Origin of the sequence: Ancylomarina longa (assembly GCF_003996985.1) — a bacterium.
In the GTDB taxonomy this organism is placed as follows: Bacteria; Bacteroidota; Bacteroidia; order Bacteroidales; family Marinifilaceae; genus Ancylomarina_A; species Ancylomarina_A longa.
Genome location: NZ_RJJX01000001.1, coordinates 147,017 through 167,370, shown reverse-complemented (window position 1 = coordinate 167,370; position 20,354 = coordinate 147,017). Strand labels below are relative to the sequence as shown.

Below are 20,354 nucleotides of genomic sequence, written 5' to 3'. Positions count from 1 at the left end.
TGTTTTTAAAAAATATGTATAATGACTTCAACGAATCTGTTTTATATTATTATAGGAATCCTTCTTGTCGATTTCATCCTTGAGCGAGTTTTGGATATATTAAATCTGAGAAATTGGACCCCAAATGTTCCAAAAGAACTATTGGGAATATATGAGGAAGATAAATATCTCCAGTCGCAAAATTATCAGAAAGATAAATTTTCAATTTCCCTTCTATCATCTACCATTAGCTTTTTACTTACACTTTCGATGATTATTTTCGGTGGATTTGCCTGGTTGGATGAGATGTTGAGAAATTATACCGAAAATCCTATTGGCTTGGCTCTTCTTTTCTTTGGAGTCATTATGCTGGCATCTAGTCTTATCGGATTGCCATTTCAATATTATTCTACATTTGTGATAGAGGAGAAGTATGGTTTTAATCGAACCAGCCTAAAAACATTCATTTTGGATAAATTAAAAGGTGGCGTATTGGGAGTGATCATTGGAGGAGGATTTCTGGCATTGCTAATATGGATCTATTTGCAAACAACAGATAACTTTTGGTGGATGGCCTGGGCTGTGATTTCTGGATTTATGATCTTCATGACCATGTTCTATTCCAGCTTAATTGTTCCTCTCTTCAATAAACAAAAACCATTGGAAGATGGTGAATTAAAAGAAGAAATAGAGCAGCTTTCAAATAAAGTAGGGTTTAAACTAGATAATGTATATGTGATGGATGGTTCTAAAAGATCATCAAAAGGGAATGCCTATTTTAGCGGATTGGGAAGTAAGAAGAGAATCGTTTTATTCGATACATTAATAAGCGAATTAAGCACTTCCGAAATTGTGGCAGTACTGGCTCATGAGATAGGACATTATAAAAAGAAGCATACTTTAAGCGGAATAATTATCTCCTTATTACAAACTGGTTTAATGCTTTATATTTTTTCTCTTATTATTGATAATCCTGCATTATCGGAAGCACTAGGAGCACAGCATCATGGATTTCATCTTGGTTTAATAGTATTTGGAATTCTCTATTCACCAATTTCTACGCTTATTGGTTTGATCATGAATGTATGGTCAAGGAAAAACGAATATCAGGCAGATGAATTTGCCAACAATAATTATAATGGAAAAGCTTTAGGCGATGCTTTGATTAAACTTTCTGTAAGTTCTTTAAGTAATTTAACGCCCCATAAAGCCTACGTTTTCTTTTATTATTCGCATCCAACTCTTCTACAAAGATTGAAAGCCATAAGGTCTGATGCTAAGTAATTAAAAGAAGTATACTCAGTAATTCTATTTTCTGAACAGATCCTCAAAAAATCATTTAGATCAAATTATATACGAAATTTTATGCAAGCAGAAATTATAACCATAGGAGATGAAATCCTTATTGGTCAAATTGTGGATTCCAATTCAGCATGGATGGCTAAGGAATTGAATAAAAATGGTATTAGTATTGCAAAAATCGCTAGTATTTCAGATCAGCAATCAGAAATTGTGGCCGCACTTCAGGATTCACTGGAGAGAGTTCCTTTGGTATTTATTACGGGAGGTTTGGGTCCCACAAATGATGATATTACCAAAAAAACCTTATCGGATTACTATGGCATGTCTTTGATTCAGGATGATGCACTTTATGAGAAAATTAAATTACGATTAGAAAAGTATGGTATCCCGATGAATCGATTTAACAGGGAGCAAGCATTAATACCAGATAAAGCTAGAATATTGCTCAATAATTTTGGAACGGCACCATGTATGTGGTTCGAGAAAGATGGAAAAGTAGCTATCTCCATGCCCGGTGTGCCTTTCGAAATGAAGGGAATAATGATAAATGAAGTGATTCCTGCAATTAAAGCAAAATATAATTCTTTATCTATATTTCACAAAACCATAATGGTTCAGGGAATTGGAGAATCAGTGCTTGCGGAAATGCTGAGTGAATGGGAGGCTAATTTGCCACAAAGTATAAAACTTGCATATCTACCTTCTCCGGGACTGGTTCGTTTGCGTTTAAGTACACGAGGGGAGAATAAACAAATTTTGGAATTAGAAATTGAAAAGCAGGTTGCGGCACTACAAGAAATTATTCCGAATAACATATTTAGTCTGGAAGATTTGCCAATGGAATTGGTAGTGGCAGATCTCCTAATGAAAAAAAACTGTTCAGTTGGTGCTGCTGAAAGTTGCACTGGAGGATATATTGCTCATTTATTCACTTCTCACGCCGGAAGTTCTGATTATTTTATGGGGGGTGTAGTTTCCTATTCCAATGAGGCCAAGCAAAACATATTGCATGTTAAAGAATCTGATTTATTAAAGCATGGTGCGGTAAGCAAGGCAGTTGTAGAGCAAATGGCAGAAGGGGCAAGACAGATTCTAAATGTGGATTATGCAATTGCTACATCAGGAATTGCCGGTCCGGATGGTGGGAGTGATGAAAAGCCAGTTGGTACTATTTGGATTGCAGTAGCTAGTGAAAAAGGAATAGTTTCAGAAAAACTTCAACTTTATAAAATCCGAGAGCGAAATATTCGGGCGGCTAGCTTAAAGGCACTAAACCTTTTGCGAATTCAACTTCTGAAGTGAGTTATTATCTAAAAATATAACCCCAAAAGCCTTCTATTTATTAGAAGGCTTTTTTTATCTACGTTAGATTTCACTATTGCCTAATGTGATTTAAAGTCTTAAATTTCAGTTTATATAAAGAAAATCAAAGTGCTTATAGATTTTTAATTACATCACACACATGTAGATATTTGGATATATATATAATACTGCATAGTTTTGACCTGAAATTTAACTAAATCAATAAATAAAACATGCGAAATTTCATCTACTTAGTTATCTGTACTTTGTGTCTTTGGAATCCTTTTCCTGTAAGTGCACAAAATTCAGAGGTGGTATTAAGTTTGCAGGATGCCTTGGCAAAAGCGGCGGAAAATAATTGGCAAATAAATAAAGCCAAGGAACAGGGAAAGGCTGCAAAAGCTGAATTTAGGGAAACTAATTCCATTTTTCTTCCAAATTTAAATGTATCCCATACTGTAGTTACCACAAATGATCCTCTTTCCGCTTTCGGTTTTAAATTAAAACAGGAGATAACGAAGCAAGAGGATTTTAATCCAATATTGTTGAATGATCCTAAGCATATTGAAAATTTTGCAAGCAAAATTGAGGTACAACAACCGATTATCAATTTAGATGGTTTATATGGCAGAAAGGCGGCAAGTGCAAAACTTCAAGCGGTGGATTATACTACTGAGAGAACAATTAACTATACTAAGTTTGAAGTAAAGAAAGCCTATTATCAGCTCGAATTAGCGAAACAAGCAGTTGTAGTTTTAGATAAATCGATTGAGGTAGCAAAGTCGGCAGAGGAACTAACAGCGAATAATTTAAAGCAAGGATATGTGAAAGATGCAGATTTATTAGCTGCAAAAGTTAGGGTTCTGGAACTAAATACTCAGTTATTGGATGCTAAAAACAATAAAAAACAAGCCAATGAATATTTAGCTTATCTGCTTGGAATGGATATTAATACGCAGATAAGCACCAGTGATCATTTGGAGAAACAACCGAGTCTTCTTAGCGGATTGGTTCAGGTGGAAGATACTGGTTTTCGATCGGATTTGATGGCCTATAAGAAAGGTATTGAGGCTAGAAAAAACATGCTAAAATCTCAAAAAATGCAATTCCTGCCACGTTTAAATGCATTTGGTGCTTATGAATGGAACGATGATCATTTATTTGGAACATCAGCAAATAATTATATGATAGGAGCTAGCTTATCCTGGAACTTATTCAGCGGTTACAAGAACGTTGGAAAGGTTCAAAAGGCAAAAGCAGAACTGAAAATTGCCGAATTAAATTTATCCGAATATGAATCCAGAAATAATATGGAGATTCAAGGTGCTAAAAGGAATTTGAAATTGGCCTTTGACAGAATTGAGTTGACAAAATTAGCGAAGGAACAATCGCTAGAAGCCCTTAGAATAAGAGAAAACAGATACAAACAAGGTCTGGAGAAAACAACCGATCTGCTCTATTCTGAATCAGTATCATTAGCTCGTAGTTTGGATTATATTAATGCTTTATACAAATATCATGTCGCAGTTTTCCAGTTGGAATTATTACTGGAAAAAGACTTACAATAACTAAAATCAACATAGATAATATGCAATCGAAAAAATTATTGATGATAGGACTTATGATTGTGAGTTTTATTGGATTACAATCATGTGGTAAAGATACTGCAACAAATAAGTCACAAGCTACTAAGTTGAATGTTAAACTTGGTACTGTGAAAATCGAAAACCAACCCGAAATATTGAGTTTCTCTGGAAAATTAGAAGCTGCAACACATTCTAATTTGAGTACCCGCTTAATGGGACAGATTGCTAAGTATTATGTGGAAATTGGACAGAAAGTGAATAAAGATCAGCTTTTACTACAGATTCACGATAAAGACATATTAGCAAAGAAAGCTCAGATAAAGGCAAACTTGCTGGAGGCAGAAGCTGCATTCAAAAGTGCAGAAAAGGATTTTCATCGTTATACGACTTTATTTGAACAGAAAAGTGCTTCTCAAAAAGAGTTGGATGATATCACCACGCATTATAATATGGCAAAAGCGAGAGTGGCGGCCGTAAAACAAATGGTACTTGGGGTAGATGAAATGCTTCGATATGCAAGTATCAGAGCTCCCTATAGTGGTACAATTACCCGTAAATATATGAATGAAGGGGATCTGGCATCACCAGGTATGCCTTTGCTTGCAATTGAACAAGCCAAGCAGTTCAAAGTAATTGCCCGTATTCCGGAAACTGATATCGCAAAAATTAAGAAGAACGATTTAGTAAAAGTTCAGATACGCGCTATAGGAAACAAAGATTTGGATGGTGTGGTTACCGAAGTGAATCCATCTGCTTTATATACCGGTAATCAGTTTGAAGCTAAAGTGATGCTGAATGCTGATGCGATTCAGAAGGAGAACCTTTACAGTGGTATGTACGCAAAAATATTATTGGAAAAAGGAGGAAGCCCTAGAATCTTACTTCCTAAAAAGGCTTTGTTTCAAAAGGGACAATTAACCGGTGTATATACGGTTAGCCAGATGAATACAGCCATTCTACGATGGGTAAGAACCGGAAAAACGATGGGTGATAAGGTAGAGATCCTATCGGGTTTAAATGATGGGGAAAAATATATTCTATCCTATGAAGGTAAAATCTGGGATGGTGTTCAACTAAACATACAATAATCGTAGAGTTATGAAGACAGGATTTTCAGGCAGACTGGCCAATTTATTTATAAATTCTAAATTAACTCCTTTGTTAATGGTTGCCTTTATGGTGATTGGTTTGTATAGTGCTTATCTAACACCAAGGGAGGAGGAACCGCAAATCGATGTTCCTATTGCCGATATATTTTTAAGATTTCCCGGTGCAAGTCCAACAGAGGTCGAATCGCATGTAATGCAACCCCTGGAGAAGGTCGTAGCAAATATATCGGGAGTAGAGTATGTTTACTCTACCTCTATGCCCGGACAGGCAATGCTTATAGTACAGTTTTATGTTGGAGAAGATATTGAAAGATCTCTGGTGAAGATGTACAATGAGATAATGAAGCACATGGATGAAATGCCAAAGGGAACTTCATTGCCATTAATTAAAACACGAGCGATAGATGATGTACCAGTATTAGGACTTACTTTTTGGAGTAAGAATTACAGCGATTTTCAGCTTCGAAGGATTGCCGAGGAAGTCAATAATGAAATTGAAAAGGTTGCTGATGTTTCAGAAACGAAGGTGATTGGAGGCCGTTCCCGTAAAGTGAGAGTAATCTTAAATCCAGAACAAATGGCAGGATATCATTTGGATGCCCTTAGTATTGCACAGCAAATTCAAATTGCCAACCAGCAAGTGGGATCGGGAAGCTTTAACAAACACGATCAGGAATATTTGGTGGAAACGGGTCGTTTTTTAGAGAATGCCGAAGATGTTGAAAATCTTGTGGTGGGCGTTTATAATAACAGTCCGATTTACTTAAAGCAAGTAGCCAATGTGGTTGACGGACCGGAAATTCCATCTCAATATGTGAGCTTTGGATATGGTAAGATAAATCCCCAAAAAGAAAATTTTAAAGGTGATTATCCTGCAGTTACCATCTCTATTGCTAAACGCAGAGGCGCTGATGCGATGAAGGTAGCACAGCATATTTTGGGTAAAATCAAACATTTGGATAAGGAATTAATACCTGAAGATGTTCATGTTGATGTTACCAGAAACTATGGTGAAACAGCTTCGGATAAGGTGGCTGAATTGATATTACACCTACTGCTTGCCATTATTGCAGTAACCTTTGTGGTGATGATTGCCATGGGATGGCGAGGTGGACTGGTTGTGTTGCTATCTGTACCAATAACCTTCGCATTGACTCTGTTTAGCTATTACTTCCTGGATTATACCTTGAATAGAATCACCTTGTTCGCTCTGGTTTTTGTCACGGGGATCGTGGTGGATGATTCTATCATTATAGCCGAAAACATGCACCGGCATTTTAAACTGAATCAATTGCCATTTTTACAGGCAGCAATTCGTTCTATCGACGAAGTAGGGAATCCTACCATTCTGGCAACATTTACTGTGATTGCTGCGGTGCTTCCTATGGCTTTCGTGTCCGGATTAATGGGACCTTATATGAGCCCAATGCCTATTGGTGCTGCTATTGCCATGATCATTTCCTTATTGGTGGCATTAACAATAACACCTTATTTGGCTTTTCGTTTATTAATTGAGAAGAAGAAAGATCAATCCAAAGAGAAAGCATTTGTTTTAGAGGAATCAAAAGTATATAAGTTTTATGCTGCGACTATTAGTCCGATGTTGGAATCGTCATGGAAAAGATGGAGCTTTATCGGTTTTGTGACGCTGCTATTATTTGCATCGATGAGTTTGGTGTATTTTAAACTGGTAGCAGTAAAAATGCTTCCTTTTGATAATAAAAATGAATTTCAGGTAGTGGTTGATATGCCGGAAGGCACCACTTTAGAGCGGACAAATGCAGTTACTAAGGAATTGGCCGCTTATATATCTCAACAGGATAATGTAGTGGATTACGAGACCTATGTTGGAATATCTGCTCCCATCAACTTTAACGGTTTGGTACGTCATTACGATTTAAGAAGAGGTTCTAATGTGGCGGATATTCAGGTGAACCTTACTCATAAGGATAAACGAAGTATTCAAAGTCATGCTATTGCTAAAGTCATGAGAGCAAAACTGCAGGAAATTGGTGAAAAATTTAATGCCAATGTTAAGGTAGTGGAAGTTCCACCCGGACCACCAGTAATGTCAACCATTGTAGGTGAGGTTTACGGTCCTGATTTAAAGGAGCAAACTAATATTGCCAAACAATTGAAAGGTTTATTTCATAAGACAGAGGACGTTGTTGACGTGGACTGGTTGGTGGAAGATGATCAAACCGAGTTCCAGTTTAATGTGGATAAGGAGAAGGCGATGTTAGCTGGCGTTTCTACACAACAAGTGGTTCAAACATTGAATATGGCTCTTAGCGGTCGGGATGTTAGTGAATTGTATCAGGAACACGATCACGACCAGGTTGGAATAAATTTACGACTTAAAGAAAAGGATAGAAGTAGCATCAACGATTTGAAGCAAATTAATATTCTTAGTCGTTCCGGTAAGCTTGTCGCTCTTGGTGATTTGGTTCAAATCAAAGAGAAAATTAAGGATAAGAGCATCTATCGCAAAAATCAGAAAAGAGTAGTTTATGTTACTGCTGATGTTGCAGGAGATTTGGAAAGTCCGGTTTATGCGATCATGAATTTATCCGATAATTTGAATAAGATCAAGATGCCTAAAGGTTATCAATTGAAAGAGGAATATACACACCAACCATTTTTAGAGGATGATTATAGCTTGAAATGGGACGGGGAATGGCAGATTACTTATGAGGTTTTCAGAGACTTGGGAACTGCTTTTGCTGTAGCGATTTTAGTGATTTATTTGCTGATTATCGGATGGTTTCAGAATTTTAAAGTACCATTTGTAATGATGCTTTCGATTCCGCTTTCCTTAGTTGGTATCCTTGTTGGACACTGGATAATGGGTGCCTTCTTTACAGCTACATCCATGATTGGTTTAATCGCTCTTGCCGGAATAATGGTCCGGAATTCCATACTGCTCATCGACTTTATTAATTTACGGTTGGCCGAAGGAATTCCATTAAAAAGAGCAGTAATTGAAGCTGGTGCGGTTCGTACAACTCCTATTTTGCTGACTGCAGGTACTGTGGTGATTGGAGCTGTCATTATATTGTTTGATCCTATCTTTCAGGGACTGGCGATTTCGTTGATGGGTGGTTCTATTGCCTCCACATTCCTAACATTGGTTATGGTTCCTCTTATTTATTTTATGACTGAGAAAAAGAAATATCCTGAAAACAAATAAAACAATATCTATGAAAGGAGTAATTATTTTTTGTGTGAGAGCATTCTACGACGATTTATTAAAGATCTACAACAATACAGGGGTTGAAACTTTTAATGAATTTGATGTGAAAGGTTTTAACAAAATGAAAACTGATAATTCTGAATCCTTAAATTGGTTTGCATCCAGTAAGGATTATTACGATTCTATCGCAACATTTGCATTTATGAAGGAAGATCTTTGTGATACTTTGTTCGAGCATATTAATGAATTTAATGAAAATATGGATTGCTGTAGTCCAATACATGCCTACAGAATTGATGTTGAAAAGTTTATTCACAATCTGTAAAAAAAACAGTAATATGAGAGAAAGATTAATAAGAGCCATCGCAGGTTGCCTAATTTTAGTAAGTGTTTTGCTGGCATTCTATGTAAACATCAATTGGTTGTTTTTAACTGCATTTGTTGGATTGAATTTATTACAATCCTCCATTACCAAGTGGTGTCTGATGGAGGATATATTGAGAAAAGTTTTTAAAGTGGATAATTAAATCCACTTAGTTTTAGTTTATTGATTTGTACTCCCGGAGTTTTTACTCCGGGATTTTTATTATTTAGCCTTCTATATATTGGGCCGCACATTTAGAAAATAAAAAATCAGAAGCGATACAGTGCAAAAATGACAACTTGCATGACGACTAACCTCTTTTTGTACAAAAAACGACTACTAGGATGAAAACTGATGATTTTTTGTACAAAAAATGGCTACTAGGATGAAAAGTTGTCCCTTTTTGCGCAAAAAATGACTACTAGGATGAAAAGTGATGATTTTTTGTACAAAAAATAGCTGCTAGGATGAAAAGTGATGACTTTTTGTGCAAAAAATAGCTACTAGGATGAAAAGTTGTCCCTTTTTGTACAAAAAACCATAACTAAGATGCCGACTAGCTTGTTTTGTGCTTTTTTAGGAAGGAGATTCTAAAGCAGGTAAGAATATCCGTTAACACTACCTTTTTTCTATATCTTTGCCTCAAAATTTTGAGATATGATCCGTACAATACAACAAGCTTTCGACGTATTAGATACCCAGGCAAAAGGAATTCCTTACGAGGCTATTGATTTTCTTAGAAATCAGGATGCCAACGAGGCCATTAATCAGAAATTGGTTTATGCTTTAAAAAACGCATACAGTGGTAAAGCATACTATTCTGATGAACTTCGAATAATGCTGCCTGCACCTTTATGGTATGCCATCGTAGCCGAAAAACATCTCAGCGAAGAGCTGTTTCAGCCATTACTGGATATGTTTACGGTGGAAGAAGATTGGGACTTAATGAATGAACAAGCCGTTTATTTGGTGGGTTTGCTTGCCCGGAAATTTCCAAATCAGTTTGTGAATAAGGTGTTGGATTTTATCGAGGAGAATATAAAAGAAGACAATAAAAAGCCGTACATCTATTGCTTCGAAGCCTTGTATTACGCCAACAACGAACAATTTGGCCGAATTCACTCCATCCTGGACAAAGAGAATTTTCATTGGTTGGATCATTACATTCGCGTGCTTGGCGATTTGATGCGCGAAGATACTTTGCAAAAATTCAAAGAAATCTTGCCAAAATTCGAGGGCAAACACACGGCTATCGAACTGCAATACTATATCGATGCGATGGATGGCAAAATTACTGATTTTAAAAAAGGAGTAGCTTTCTGCGAAATGCGAGATCCCGAATGGAAAAACCATTATCAGCATTTGGAATATATATTTGCCTCCAGCAATTCTCCAGTTGAGCAAGGAGAAAAAATAAACAGGAACGATTCCTGTCCTTGCGGATCAGGTAAAAAATACAAGCATTGTTGCTTCACCAAAGTGAATTAAATCTATTGATTTATTACCGCACGAAAATTAAAACACTGCTTTACGGATAAAAAAAACGGTTTTAATAGCACTTCTAAAGTGCCATTAAAACCGAACATTCAACTCTAGCGCCAACTACAAGTCTAAATTTGTGGCCAAAAAAGCCAGTACGGAAAGCAGCATAATTCCATAAAAAAACAGAGCTGCTATTTGTGTTTGTTTCTTTTTATTCATGATGTTTCCTTATAAGGTGCTTTAATTTGTTTCGTTTCTCTATCAAAAATCTAAAGCTTGCTCCAACAGGGCAAAAATAGTGACAGAAAAAGTCGGAGATAAAAAGGGAGCCAATTAATGCTGCCGGCAGAATGTACCATTGAATCCCCATTCCTTCTAAAGAGAAAAACATAGCAAATGGTTCGTAGGATGAAATGGTGGGATTCTTTGAAATCAAGATCAATATTAAGGACAACCATAACAAATACTTGGGAGTCTGAATCAAATGCTTGCTTAATCCGGGGTGTATCTTAAAATTAACTCCTGATATTTTATTCAGGAAAATTTGCCCGGCATGAAAAGGGCAGATGGAATTACAATACACATTTTTACCCATAACAGCTATGGCAAGAAGATTACCAAATACCAGTATCCACCACACAAAATGATGCCTGATATCCGGGATATAAGCCAAACATAACCGTCCGATGTGCGAAAGGGAAATGGAAGCATTAAGCAAAAAACCAATCACCAGGCAGGAACTGAAAAGGACTATATACCTTAGTTTTTTGTACTTCAATTGAGTGGCAATTAAAGCAAGAATAAAGATTAGCACCACTATTAATTCATATTTGCCAATTTCCCATCTTATCCCAACATCCGGAAGCGGTAATGAAAATTTATTTTTGGCAATATTCCACGCTGCTTCTCTACTGGCAAGTGCTATAGCATTGGAACTTACTGTTGCACCGGAAACTACCGAAATATCAGATCGAATCAAATATTTGTCGTTTACCTTTTTGTTAGGATATTGCTCAAAGTATCGTTTGTTCTTTAATTTTTCGATATAGGCATGTGTTTCCGAATTCTGTATTAATTCGATATCCATCGTATTGCCTATGGTATCGGATAATAATAATACCTTCATCGGTCCACCATAGCCTTGTGAATTACCTATGGAAACATAGCCAATCAAATGGTTTTGACTATAAGCAGCAATATTGCCGTTTTTTTTACAAACCTTATCAATTTGTCTTTCCCGGAATACCTGCGATTTCGAGAATTCATCTGTTTCTTTCTGGCTGGATTGACCAATATAAAATGCAACCAACAGGCTTGCAAGTGCAAACCCGTTGATTAGTGATTTTTTAAACTTATTGAGTGGCATTATTTATTTCTTTTTTAAAGCTATTTTACGTCCGAATAGGAGCAATAGAATGGATGGTATTCCGAATACCACCAAGCCCATACTCGAAGCTCGTGGCACGCCTTCCAATACTGAACTTACCGACCATGCAATACAAAAGAGTAGTAAGAAACTACCTAATCCTAGTAATGACCAGCTTAGAGCCGAAAATTTAAATTGCTTATTATATTTTATCAGCACCATAATAATTAGGGTAGTTAATATCCCCAATAGGTAGAATAATGTTTCTGTTCCTGAAAAAACCATGATTTTTAGTTTAAAAGATTAATGACCATTATAACTTCTTCCTTCCGGATTATAGAAAACATCTATCTTTTCCGGATTACCAACGTCTCCATATCCAAATAGAATATCCATCTCACGCATGAAGTTATGAACAGGGCCTGGCATGGCAGCAGTTATTTTATCCACCAAACGGTGATGCCAGAAATCGGGTTTGTTATAAGGGCAGGAAGCCATGCAGGAACCGCAATCTGTACCGAATTCACTCCAGGTATGGAAACATTTCTTTGCATCCATATAGTATTTTTTTACGCCTTTGGCATTATACCATGCTCCATCGTAAGCTGGTTCAAAAGTCGGTTCTTTTTCAAAGGAGATTGCTTTTCCCGGACAGGCATCTGCACAGCGCATGCAATTTTTACAGAAATCCATTGCTCCAAATTCAATCGGCTTGTCGTACTCCACAAAATCAAAATCGGTATATACTTTTGCCAATCGAACACGAGGGCCATATTTATAGGTAATCAAATTTCCCATTCTCGATCCTTCGCCGAGTCCGGCTGCAATAGCATATGGAATGCTGAGTCCGGTATCATTACCACAAGGTACTGCCTGATAGCCTAATTGTTTTAAAAATATGGCTAACTGGTAAGCAACTTTGGTCATTTCAGAATACTTGGTTCCAGCACCTGCACCCTCCACATCGCTTGGAGCAGTTGCAATAGCTTCATAGTCCATTTCAAAAGCCATTACAATAACCGATTTGGGTTCAAAAGGAAATCGTTCCCATCCATATATTGCATCTTCCGGCCGACCTTCCATTATGGCATGCGGATCAACAAAATCGGCATAATCCCAGCGTTTGTCTCGCTTGGTAATTCCTACCAAACTGGCACCATATAGTCTTGCAGCTCTTTTTATGGTATCTGAAGCTGTCTTTTTACTACTAAATTTATATTGGTGGCTATTTACCCAGTCGTGGTGAGGTAAGAATTCTCCCTCTTTCTTTTTGTATTGATCCCATTTTAAAATCCCTTCACCGGATATGGCTTGTGATGACATTGGAGATACTTTATTATGTAGAGCCCAAGCTCCTGCATTTAAAGATTTTGAAAGTTGATCAAAACCTTTCTTTTCTTCGAAATGCATGAATGTTTTTTCTGCGAATTTTTTTGCAGATTCATGAACATCCGTTGCTTCAGGGTGAGTGCCCCACCATCCTGCGGTAAACATGATATCTTTATTGCTGTGAGGTTTATAATCATCGCGAACCTCATGGGGAAAGTCATCATGTGTCTTAATAAAATTACCGGCTGTTTTTTCATCTATTTTTTTTACAACACTTTCTTTAGCTTTTGCCGGAAGTGTTACCGCTCCAATTGCAGCTCCGGCCGCACCAAGCTTGAGGAAATTTCTTCTGTTGATGGCATTGGAATTGTCTGTTTTCTTGTTTGTCATACCTTTTTTATTAATCTCGTTTCAAGTTAGAATGGATAGGAAAGGTTTCGTAGCTACGTTTTGTTGATTTTGGAAACAAACCTAACCCGCAAAGGTTTTAAAATCGACAAGCCTAAGAAATTAAGACGTCTTATTACTCTGGCAAATACTTGTAAGTAGCAAATATGGAGACATTTGTATCGTTTTAGTAGAGATAGATTTTTTTGCACCTGTCTTATGGTGAGAAAAGAGATATATAGTGAGAGAAATTACAAATACGACCTATCTGTAACAGATAATGTCATTAATAGCACCTTCGTTTTGGATTCCTAAGTATTAGAAATTTTACGGAGTGCTTCGATTCGGTAGGAGCAGGAGTAATAAGTTTAAATAGATGGTGGAAAATCAGCCAACTATTTTTTTCTGGTAAATCATTCAACTAGAAAGAAGGCTAATCACATAGTTGCAAGATAGGCTTTTAATCATTTTGTAGAAGGGTCTTTCGATATTCCGAGGGTGTCTGCTTTGTGAATTTTTTAAAAGCAAGGTTGAAGGTTGCTTTAGATTTAAAACCAACCTCAAAAGCTAAAGCCAGGATGGAGTAATTTTGATATTTCTTCTCTTGTAATAATGTTTTGAAGGCTTCAACCCGGTAATTGTTGGTGAAGTCATTAAAGCTTTGCCCCAGTAATCTATTTAGCGTTTCGGTGATGTGATGGGCTGGAATATTCAATCTCTTGCTGACTATTTTTAAGGAAATATTTGGATCCAAATATACTTTCTCCTCCTGATAATAGGAATTGATACGAGCAGCTATTATTCTTGCCTTTTCCTCACTTAAACCGGATTTTGAATATTGCTTGAAACTGATAAGCGATTGTTGCTTTTTTTTGTGATGTATTATATTCGGGCGAGTAATTACATGGTAAGCTATTACATAGCTCAAAACCAGTAAGAAAATAATATTCAATAGTTCTATAAAATCTAAATACTGTTCTTTAAAGCAGAAGAATATTGCCCGGGTCATTAATAACAAGGAATGAAAAAGCATCATACTAACTAATAGTCTGATCATAACTGTTTTCTCCTTATTATATTTGAAAACTTGAAATATCTGAAAGCGTTCTAATTGATAAATTTTTGCAAGTTTATGAATCACCAAAAGGGGATATAAGATAAGCATGGAAGCTAATAAAAATTGAATGCTATTTATTGTGTAACGTTGGACTTCTTCGTTCTCAGTGCCCTTTGTGATATATACCAAAGCAGCCATTCCAATTGGTAATAATAGGTGAGGGACAAGTTTCCTGGTTGAAGGTAATTTACCAATTATTACAGTTTGGCAATAAAAATAAATAGCTGGTGGTGATATAAAAGTGAAACTAAGAAAATAGGGGGTATAGATCTGATATGCCTTATTACTGTAGGTGAAATAATAGAAGGCATAATGTATCAATAAGGTGAAAAGAATGAAATTTAGAAAGATGTTAGCCGGAGTTCTAAATTTCTTTTGAGATAAAATAACCATCAATCCAACGGTTTGAATGGCGCATAGAAATATGATTTCTGTTATATTCATTGATATTCACAGGTGTAAGTTTGCTCGTATTCTCGTAGTGTATTACAATAGGAACGTTAAAACAAATAGTTTTTTAATGGATTTAAAGATAGCTTATTTTGGATACACATCAAGTTGTAATTATAAATTGAATATCCGACAAAAGGCAGACGACTGCTAGAGATTTTAAAAAGATTAAGTGCATCACTAACATTTTGAAAATCTATCACTTGATTGAGGAGGAATACCTCAACACTTTGTGGATGATTTCTACAATCAAAAAAGCTTGCTATTTTTAATAAATCCGATTAAGAATTCTTAAAATTTTGTAACATTCAGGTTTAGCGCACGTTAAAAGAGACATTAAAGAAGGTTCCCCGTGCAAGATATTTTTGGCATGGAATTCCCTATATGAGTTGTGAAGTTGAAAAATGTCTAATAGAACAAGAATGACAAAATTAAAGCAGAGAGGATATTCATATAATGGATTCCCTATTAATAGTTTTCAAAAGAAAACTATTCCAATCGAACCAAGCAGTAAAAAGAATGGTTTTAATTTGATGAAAATACCTCTTTTTTTATCCCCGAGTAAACCCCATTGTAATAAATCCCAAATTTTGCGCTGTAATTAATCAGTTATTGTGTGCAATAATAGATTGTTAATCTGAACTAATGGTTTGGAAATGGGTTTTTTTTGTAAAAATTTTAAAAAGAAATAAACTATATTTAATAATAATATCAATGAGAACAGAGAGAAAAGTGATTGCGGTAATGATGATATTGACAATGTGGTTTTCCTTCGCTAGTTGTGATAGCGAGTTAACGGAAGATACAGCTTCACCTGAGGTTGTTACACCTGTAGATAGTGTAGGTAATAGTGGTAACGATGGTAATACGAAGAATGAGAATAGACCTATTATAGAAAACCAGGTGTTTACAGAAACGGCTACCTTTTACGGTCATGAGAATGATAGTTTAGTGATTCGTAATTGTACTTTTGAAAATATTAATGGTGAAGGTCTGATACTTGGTGATGTTGATGAGGTAATTGTTGAGGATTGTACCTTTAGGAATATTACAGGAAATGCGGTACGTTTTGCGACCACCAGAACCTCTAATAATATAAGGATTGAAAATAATGAAATCTACGATATTGACAATTGTGGTATTCTAACTCAAGAAGGCCATGTTCATGTGAATATTTTAAATAATCGAATTTATAGAGTTGCCTTGAATGCCGAAAAAGGACCTCATGGCATATACCTTATCGGAAAAGATTTTCTTGTAGAAGGAAATACAATTCATGATGTTGGTAGTGGGCCTGCAGCTGGTATAACAACAAGAACTTATGGTAAGATATCAAGGAATAAGATATACAATGTTACAGGTTCTGGAATTGATTACTCTAGCGATCATCCCGGTTATGGAGGAAAACTTTTAATAGAGAATAATATCATATATGATAATGACAGAAAAGGAATTCATCTAATGGGAGGGCCTGCAGATTCGAAAATTGGTTCAGCAATAATTAGATTTAATACTGTTTTAAGTAACAATGATGAAATGGCAGTTTGGGTTGATTCCGGTTATTATATGGATGCCACCTTTGAAGTGTATGGTAATATCTTAATAAACACAAGTGGAGCAGAAAACTATCTATTTGTTTCTCCTCAACACGCTTTAGATTTTGAAGGATATAATCTTACAGGAACTAAAGATATGGGATTTGTTGATTTTGAAGGGCGCAATTTGCATATTACTTCTACTTCAGATGCTGTTAACTATGTGGATGGTGCAACTGATTATCCAGAATATGATTTTGATGGAAGTGATTTAAGAGAACAGGTATCTCAAGATGCCGGTGCTGATGAAATATAATACCAATTAAAAATATCACTACTATAAATAATAGTAGTGAATAGCAAAGACCTCTTCCGTAGTTTATATGGGGAGGCCTTTTACTTTTTGCTTAGAATTATAATAACTTGTACTAAAGTTGTGAATTATAATTTAAGGAGTGTTTTGTAATTGATGATTAGAGATTATCTTTTGAAGAAGATCTGAACTAATTTGGGAGTCAAATTTTCGAGCAAAAAGCTTTTTACTATTCAAAATTAAGTTATAATCTGTTTCGTCTAAAATAGACGGACTATTGCCATTTTTTTCTGTCCAATCAATATAACGGAGATTTTCATTGATAATATTACGTTTGAATATTGAGTTCACGATTATAGTTTGAAAAAGCATCTCTTCGGCACAAAAAGTATGTTTAAATCGTTGTATAAAATCAGGATTGTGTTTGATATATTGAATTACATATTCTAGACAATCACGGCTTAACGACCACCAAGTACTTCCCCAATAAAGTTGTGGGAAATTTTTAGGATATGAGCGTTTTATGTGGACTAATTTTTGCAGTTTGATAATCAATGAATATGTTTTTCTTTCAAAAAAATTTCCCTTCTCATTGAAAATATCATTCGGACGAAATAACTGAAGTCTATTTAGTCCTCCCTCAAATAATTTGGTGGTTGGCATTTTGAAGAAATCAATAAATTCAAGATTTTTATTCTTTTCAAAGAAATTCATTATTTCATTTATTGGTTTTATAGGGAAACATTGTCCGCTTAATGTGTGAAAATAAGATATTTCTCCATTATTTAAAGCTATTTTAATAAGTAATAATATTGCTTTTAAATGTGAAAATCCTCCCCAATTTACAGGTATAGCATTCTCAAGTATATTCACATTTGGCTTAATTTTTAATTGTTGGATTAAGGCTTGATCAGAAATATTACTTTTCTTGTCAATATGAATATAAAAATATGAATTCTTACTGTCTAAATGTTGAACAAGCTTATATAATTGCGGTGTATCTTTGTAAGCTGTTATCAAAAAACCATGATTCATTGTAAAAATATTTAAAGAAGATCTGTTTAACTATTCATTGAATTTATGAGAAATTTTAATTATTTAAAAATTTAATTGATTTGATACTCCATTGATAATTTTAAAACTAATGATGCGACTGTTTTATCAAAGATCTCAAATGAATTCTAATGAGATTTCACTTATAATGTTGATGTTTAACAAAGAGATTAGACATATGTGTATTAGAGATCAAAAATTATTAGGAGATTTTGCAACTCAATTACTAGTATTTAAGGCTATATAATATGTTCTGTTTAAGTTTTCTTATGGATTCTATGTGTGATTTTATATAGAAAAAACGATGGTTTGTAAAAGAATTCTGTCCAACTAATAAATTTAACATTTTTAGGCTTGATTATTAACTAAAATGGTAGGAACTTATAATACTTTCTTTAAAAGTAAGTGAATTTATTTAAATGTTGATTCAATGGTTATAGTATTAATATTAGATCAAATTTTGAAACAAATTATTTTTAAGTTTATTAAGTGCGATTCATTATTTGTTCTTAATTATTCCGTAACCTTCTTCTTGTTAAAATCGCATTGTTCTGTTTAATAAAAAATGGGACTAAGGAGACGAAGTTGTGCCCAATTATTGCTTCCTTTAAGAGATATTCCTGCTGAAATATTTCTTCCTTAATTTACTCTGAAATTTATAATCTTTACCGAACATTATTAATTAAATGATGCGTTATGTTGTGCCTTATACTTTTCTTGTGAGAGATCCTATTGTTATGCTAGATCTAAAAACTCAGTATATGCGGATTAAATTAGAAATTGATTCCGCTATCGAAAATGTAATTCAATCCTTTGAATTTGTGAATGGTTCGCATGTTGATAAATTTTCAAAAGGATTGGCAGATTTTCTAAAAGTAAAACATGTAATTCCTTGTGGAAACGGAACCGATGCATTACAGATAGCCATTATGGCACTTCAATTATTTCCCGGAGATGAAGTAATTGTACCCGCTTATACCTATGTTGCAACCGTTGAAGTCATTTCTTTACTTGGATTAAAACCTGTTTTTGTCGACGTTGATGAACATACATTCACTCTGGATATAGAGGATCTAAAGAAGAAAATAACTCCCAAAACAAAATTGGTTATTCCTGTACATCTTTTTGGACAATGTGCAGATATGGAAAAAATACGATCAATTGCACAAGAATTTGGTTTCAAAATAATTGAGGATACTGCTCAAGCAATTGGAGCAGAATATTATTTTTCGAATGATAGTCATTCAAAAGCAGGAACAATAGGTGATTTTGGAACAACATCTTTTTTTCCCTCAAAAAATCTTGCATGTTTTGGTGATGGCGGTGCATTGTTCACTAATGATGATACTTTGGCTGAGAGGGCCAAAATGATTGCTAATCATGGACAGAAACAAAAATACCATCACGAAATCGTAGGATGTAATTCAAGGCTAGACAGCATTCAGGCAGCAATTTTAAGTGTTAAATTGAAATATTTGAATGATTATACTAAGGCAAGACAGTGGGGGGCTGGATTCTATGATGAGCTCCTGAATAATCTTTCAGGAGTTAGGTTGCCTATACGTGCTTCCTATTCATCCCACGTATTTAATCAATATACAATTACTATTGATGATATGGTTGGTGTAAATAAAGAATCTTTTAGAGATCATCTGAGGAGGGAATTAAGAAAACTCGGTGTTCCAAGTATGGTATATTATCCAAGACCACTTCATCTGCAAGAGGCTTATTTTTCATCTGATTTTCCTAAAAATAGTTTGCCAGTATCAGAGTACCTTTCAAAATCAGTATTATCAATTCCAATTCACACCGAGATGAGTCGTGAGTCGATGATTACAATAACAAAAGCATTTTATGTGGCTTTTGAAACAAGTTTGTCTGCCTTTCAAAAGAAATTACATTATTCTCAATGAAATATTTTGCACACGAATCTGCTGTAATAGACTGCGGGAGTTATATTGGCTCAGATACTAAAATTTGGCATTTTAGTCATATCATGAGCAGTTGCACAATTGGCAAGATGTGTAATATTGGACAAAATGTAATGATTGCTTCTGGTGTTGTACTTGGAGAGAATGTAAAAGTGCAAAATAATGTATCAATTTATACAGGAGTGATTTGTGAGGATGATGTATTTCTTGGACCTTCTATGGTATTTACTAATGTGATTAATCCCCGATCAGCAATAATAAGAAAAGGGAAATATCAAAAAACTGTTGTACGCAAAGGTGCTAGTATTGGTGCTAATGCGACTATTATTTGTGGAAATGAAATTGGAAAATATGCTTTAGTCGGTGCAGGGGCAGTGGTTACTAAACCGGTAAAGGATTATGCATTAGTTATCGGAAATCCATCTAAACAGGTAGGTTGGGTGAGTGAATATGGTCATAAGTTGAATTTCAACGGAACTGATGAAGCAATTTGTCCGGAAAGTGGGCAACAATATCTCTTGAAGAATGATAAAGTGTATAGATTAAAGCTTTGATT

General features: G+C 35.1%; 16 protein-coding genes. 11 read left to right on the top strand and 5 right to left on the bottom strand.

Annotated features, from left to right (window positions below; translation table 11 throughout):
• Positions 1-21: 21 nt before the first annotated feature.
• The 8 genes from DLK05_RS00655 (at position 22) to DLK05_RS00620 (ending at position 10,323) form a co-directional block, all read left to right on the top strand.
• A complete protein-coding gene (locus tag DLK05_RS00655) occupies positions 22-1,263 on the top strand; it encodes a M48 family metallopeptidase (RefSeq protein WP_127342039.1) in 1,242 nt (413 codons plus the stop codon).
• 81 nt (positions 1,264-1,344) lie between these two features.
• On the top strand, positions 1,345-2,583 hold the full coding sequence (locus tag DLK05_RS00650; RefSeq protein WP_127342038.1) for a competence/damage-inducible protein A: 1,239 nt from the start codon (positions 1,345-1,347) through the stop codon (positions 2,581-2,583).
• A 233-nt stretch (positions 2,584-2,816) separates the two neighbouring features.
• Positions 2,817-4,151 carry a TolC family protein gene (locus DLK05_RS00645; RefSeq protein ID WP_127342037.1) on the top strand — a complete coding sequence of 445 codons (1,335 nt, stop codon included), beginning with the start codon at positions 2,817-2,819 and terminating at the stop codon, positions 4,149-4,151.
• Positions 4,152-4,171: 20 nt separating this feature from the next.
• Entirely contained in the window at positions 4,172-5,257 is a 1,086-nt protein-coding gene (locus DLK05_RS00640; protein ID WP_127342036.1) for an efflux RND transporter periplasmic adaptor subunit, read from the top strand.
• Between the two features lie 10 nt (positions 5,258-5,267).
• Entirely contained in the window at positions 5,268-8,468 is a 3,201-nt protein-coding gene (locus DLK05_RS00635; RefSeq protein WP_127342035.1) for an efflux RND transporter permease subunit, read from the top strand.
• Positions 8,469-8,478: 10 nt separating this feature from the next.
• Positions 8,479-8,796: a hypothetical protein gene (locus DLK05_RS00630; protein WP_127342034.1), complete on the top strand. Its 318-nt coding sequence runs from the start codon at positions 8,479-8,481 to the stop codon at positions 8,794-8,796.
• Positions 8,714-8,998, top strand: coding sequence for a YgaP family membrane protein (locus DLK05_RS00625; protein WP_317126928.1), 285 nt, complete (start codon positions 8,714-8,716; stop codon positions 8,996-8,998). The genes DLK05_RS00630 and DLK05_RS00625 overlap by 83 nt, the downstream gene beginning before the upstream one ends.
• A 494-nt stretch (positions 8,999-9,492) precedes the next feature.
• Entirely contained in the window at positions 9,493-10,323 is an 831-nt protein-coding gene (locus DLK05_RS00620; protein WP_127342032.1) for an SEC-C metal-binding domain-containing protein, read from the top strand.
• 205 nt (positions 10,324-10,528) lie between these two features.
• Here DLK05_RS00620 and DLK05_RS00615 read toward each other — a convergent pair whose 3' ends face one another.
• The 4 genes from DLK05_RS00615 to DLK05_RS00600 form a co-directional block, all read right to left on the bottom strand.
• Entirely contained in the window at positions 10,529-11,683 is a 1,155-nt protein-coding gene (locus tag DLK05_RS00615) for an FMN-binding protein (RefSeq protein WP_127342031.1), read from the bottom strand.
• A gap of 3 nt (positions 11,684-11,686) precedes the next feature.
• Positions 11,687-11,968, bottom strand: coding sequence for a VcrB family reductive dehalogenase putative membrane anchor (locus tag DLK05_RS00610; protein ID WP_127342030.1), 282 nt, complete (start codon positions 11,966-11,968; stop codon positions 11,687-11,689).
• Between the two features lie 18 nt (positions 11,969-11,986).
• Positions 11,987-13,402 (bottom strand): reductive dehalogenase, encoded by a 1,416-nt coding sequence (locus DLK05_RS00605; protein ID WP_127342328.1) that lies wholly within the window; start codon positions 13,400-13,402, stop codon positions 11,987-11,989.
• Between the two features lie 457 nt (positions 13,403-13,859).
• On the bottom strand, positions 13,860-14,960 hold the full coding sequence (locus DLK05_RS00600; RefSeq protein ID WP_127342029.1) for a helix-turn-helix domain-containing protein: 1,101 nt from the start codon (positions 14,958-14,960) through the stop codon (positions 13,860-13,862).
• Between the two features lie 720 nt (positions 14,961-15,680).
• Here DLK05_RS00600 and DLK05_RS00595 point away from each other — a divergent pair.
• Entirely contained in the window at positions 15,681-16,817 is a 1,137-nt protein-coding gene (locus tag DLK05_RS00595; RefSeq protein ID WP_209319629.1) for a right-handed parallel beta-helix repeat-containing protein, read from the top strand.
• 132 nt (positions 16,818-16,949) lie between these two features.
• Here the strand turns inward: DLK05_RS00595 and DLK05_RS00590 are convergent, their stop codons facing one another.
• Complete coding sequence (locus tag DLK05_RS00590) at positions 16,950-17,849, bottom strand: beta-1,6-N-acetylglucosaminyltransferase (protein ID WP_127342027.1); 900 nt, start codon at positions 17,847-17,849, stop codon at positions 16,950-16,952.
• A gap of 779 nt (positions 17,850-18,628) precedes the next feature.
• On the opposite strand from DLK05_RS00590, the gene DLK05_RS00585 reads away from it, so the two are divergent.
• Positions 18,629-19,780, top strand: a complete 1,152-nt coding sequence (locus DLK05_RS00585) for a DegT/DnrJ/EryC1/StrS family aminotransferase (RefSeq protein WP_235831934.1) — start codon at positions 18,629-18,631, stop codon at positions 19,778-19,780.
• Entirely contained in the window at positions 19,777-20,352 is a 576-nt protein-coding gene (locus DLK05_RS00580) for an acyltransferase (RefSeq protein WP_127342025.1), read from the top strand. Before DLK05_RS00585 ends, DLK05_RS00580 begins: the two co-directional genes overlap by 4 nt.
• The last annotated feature ends 2 nt before the right edge of the window (positions 20,353-20,354 follow it).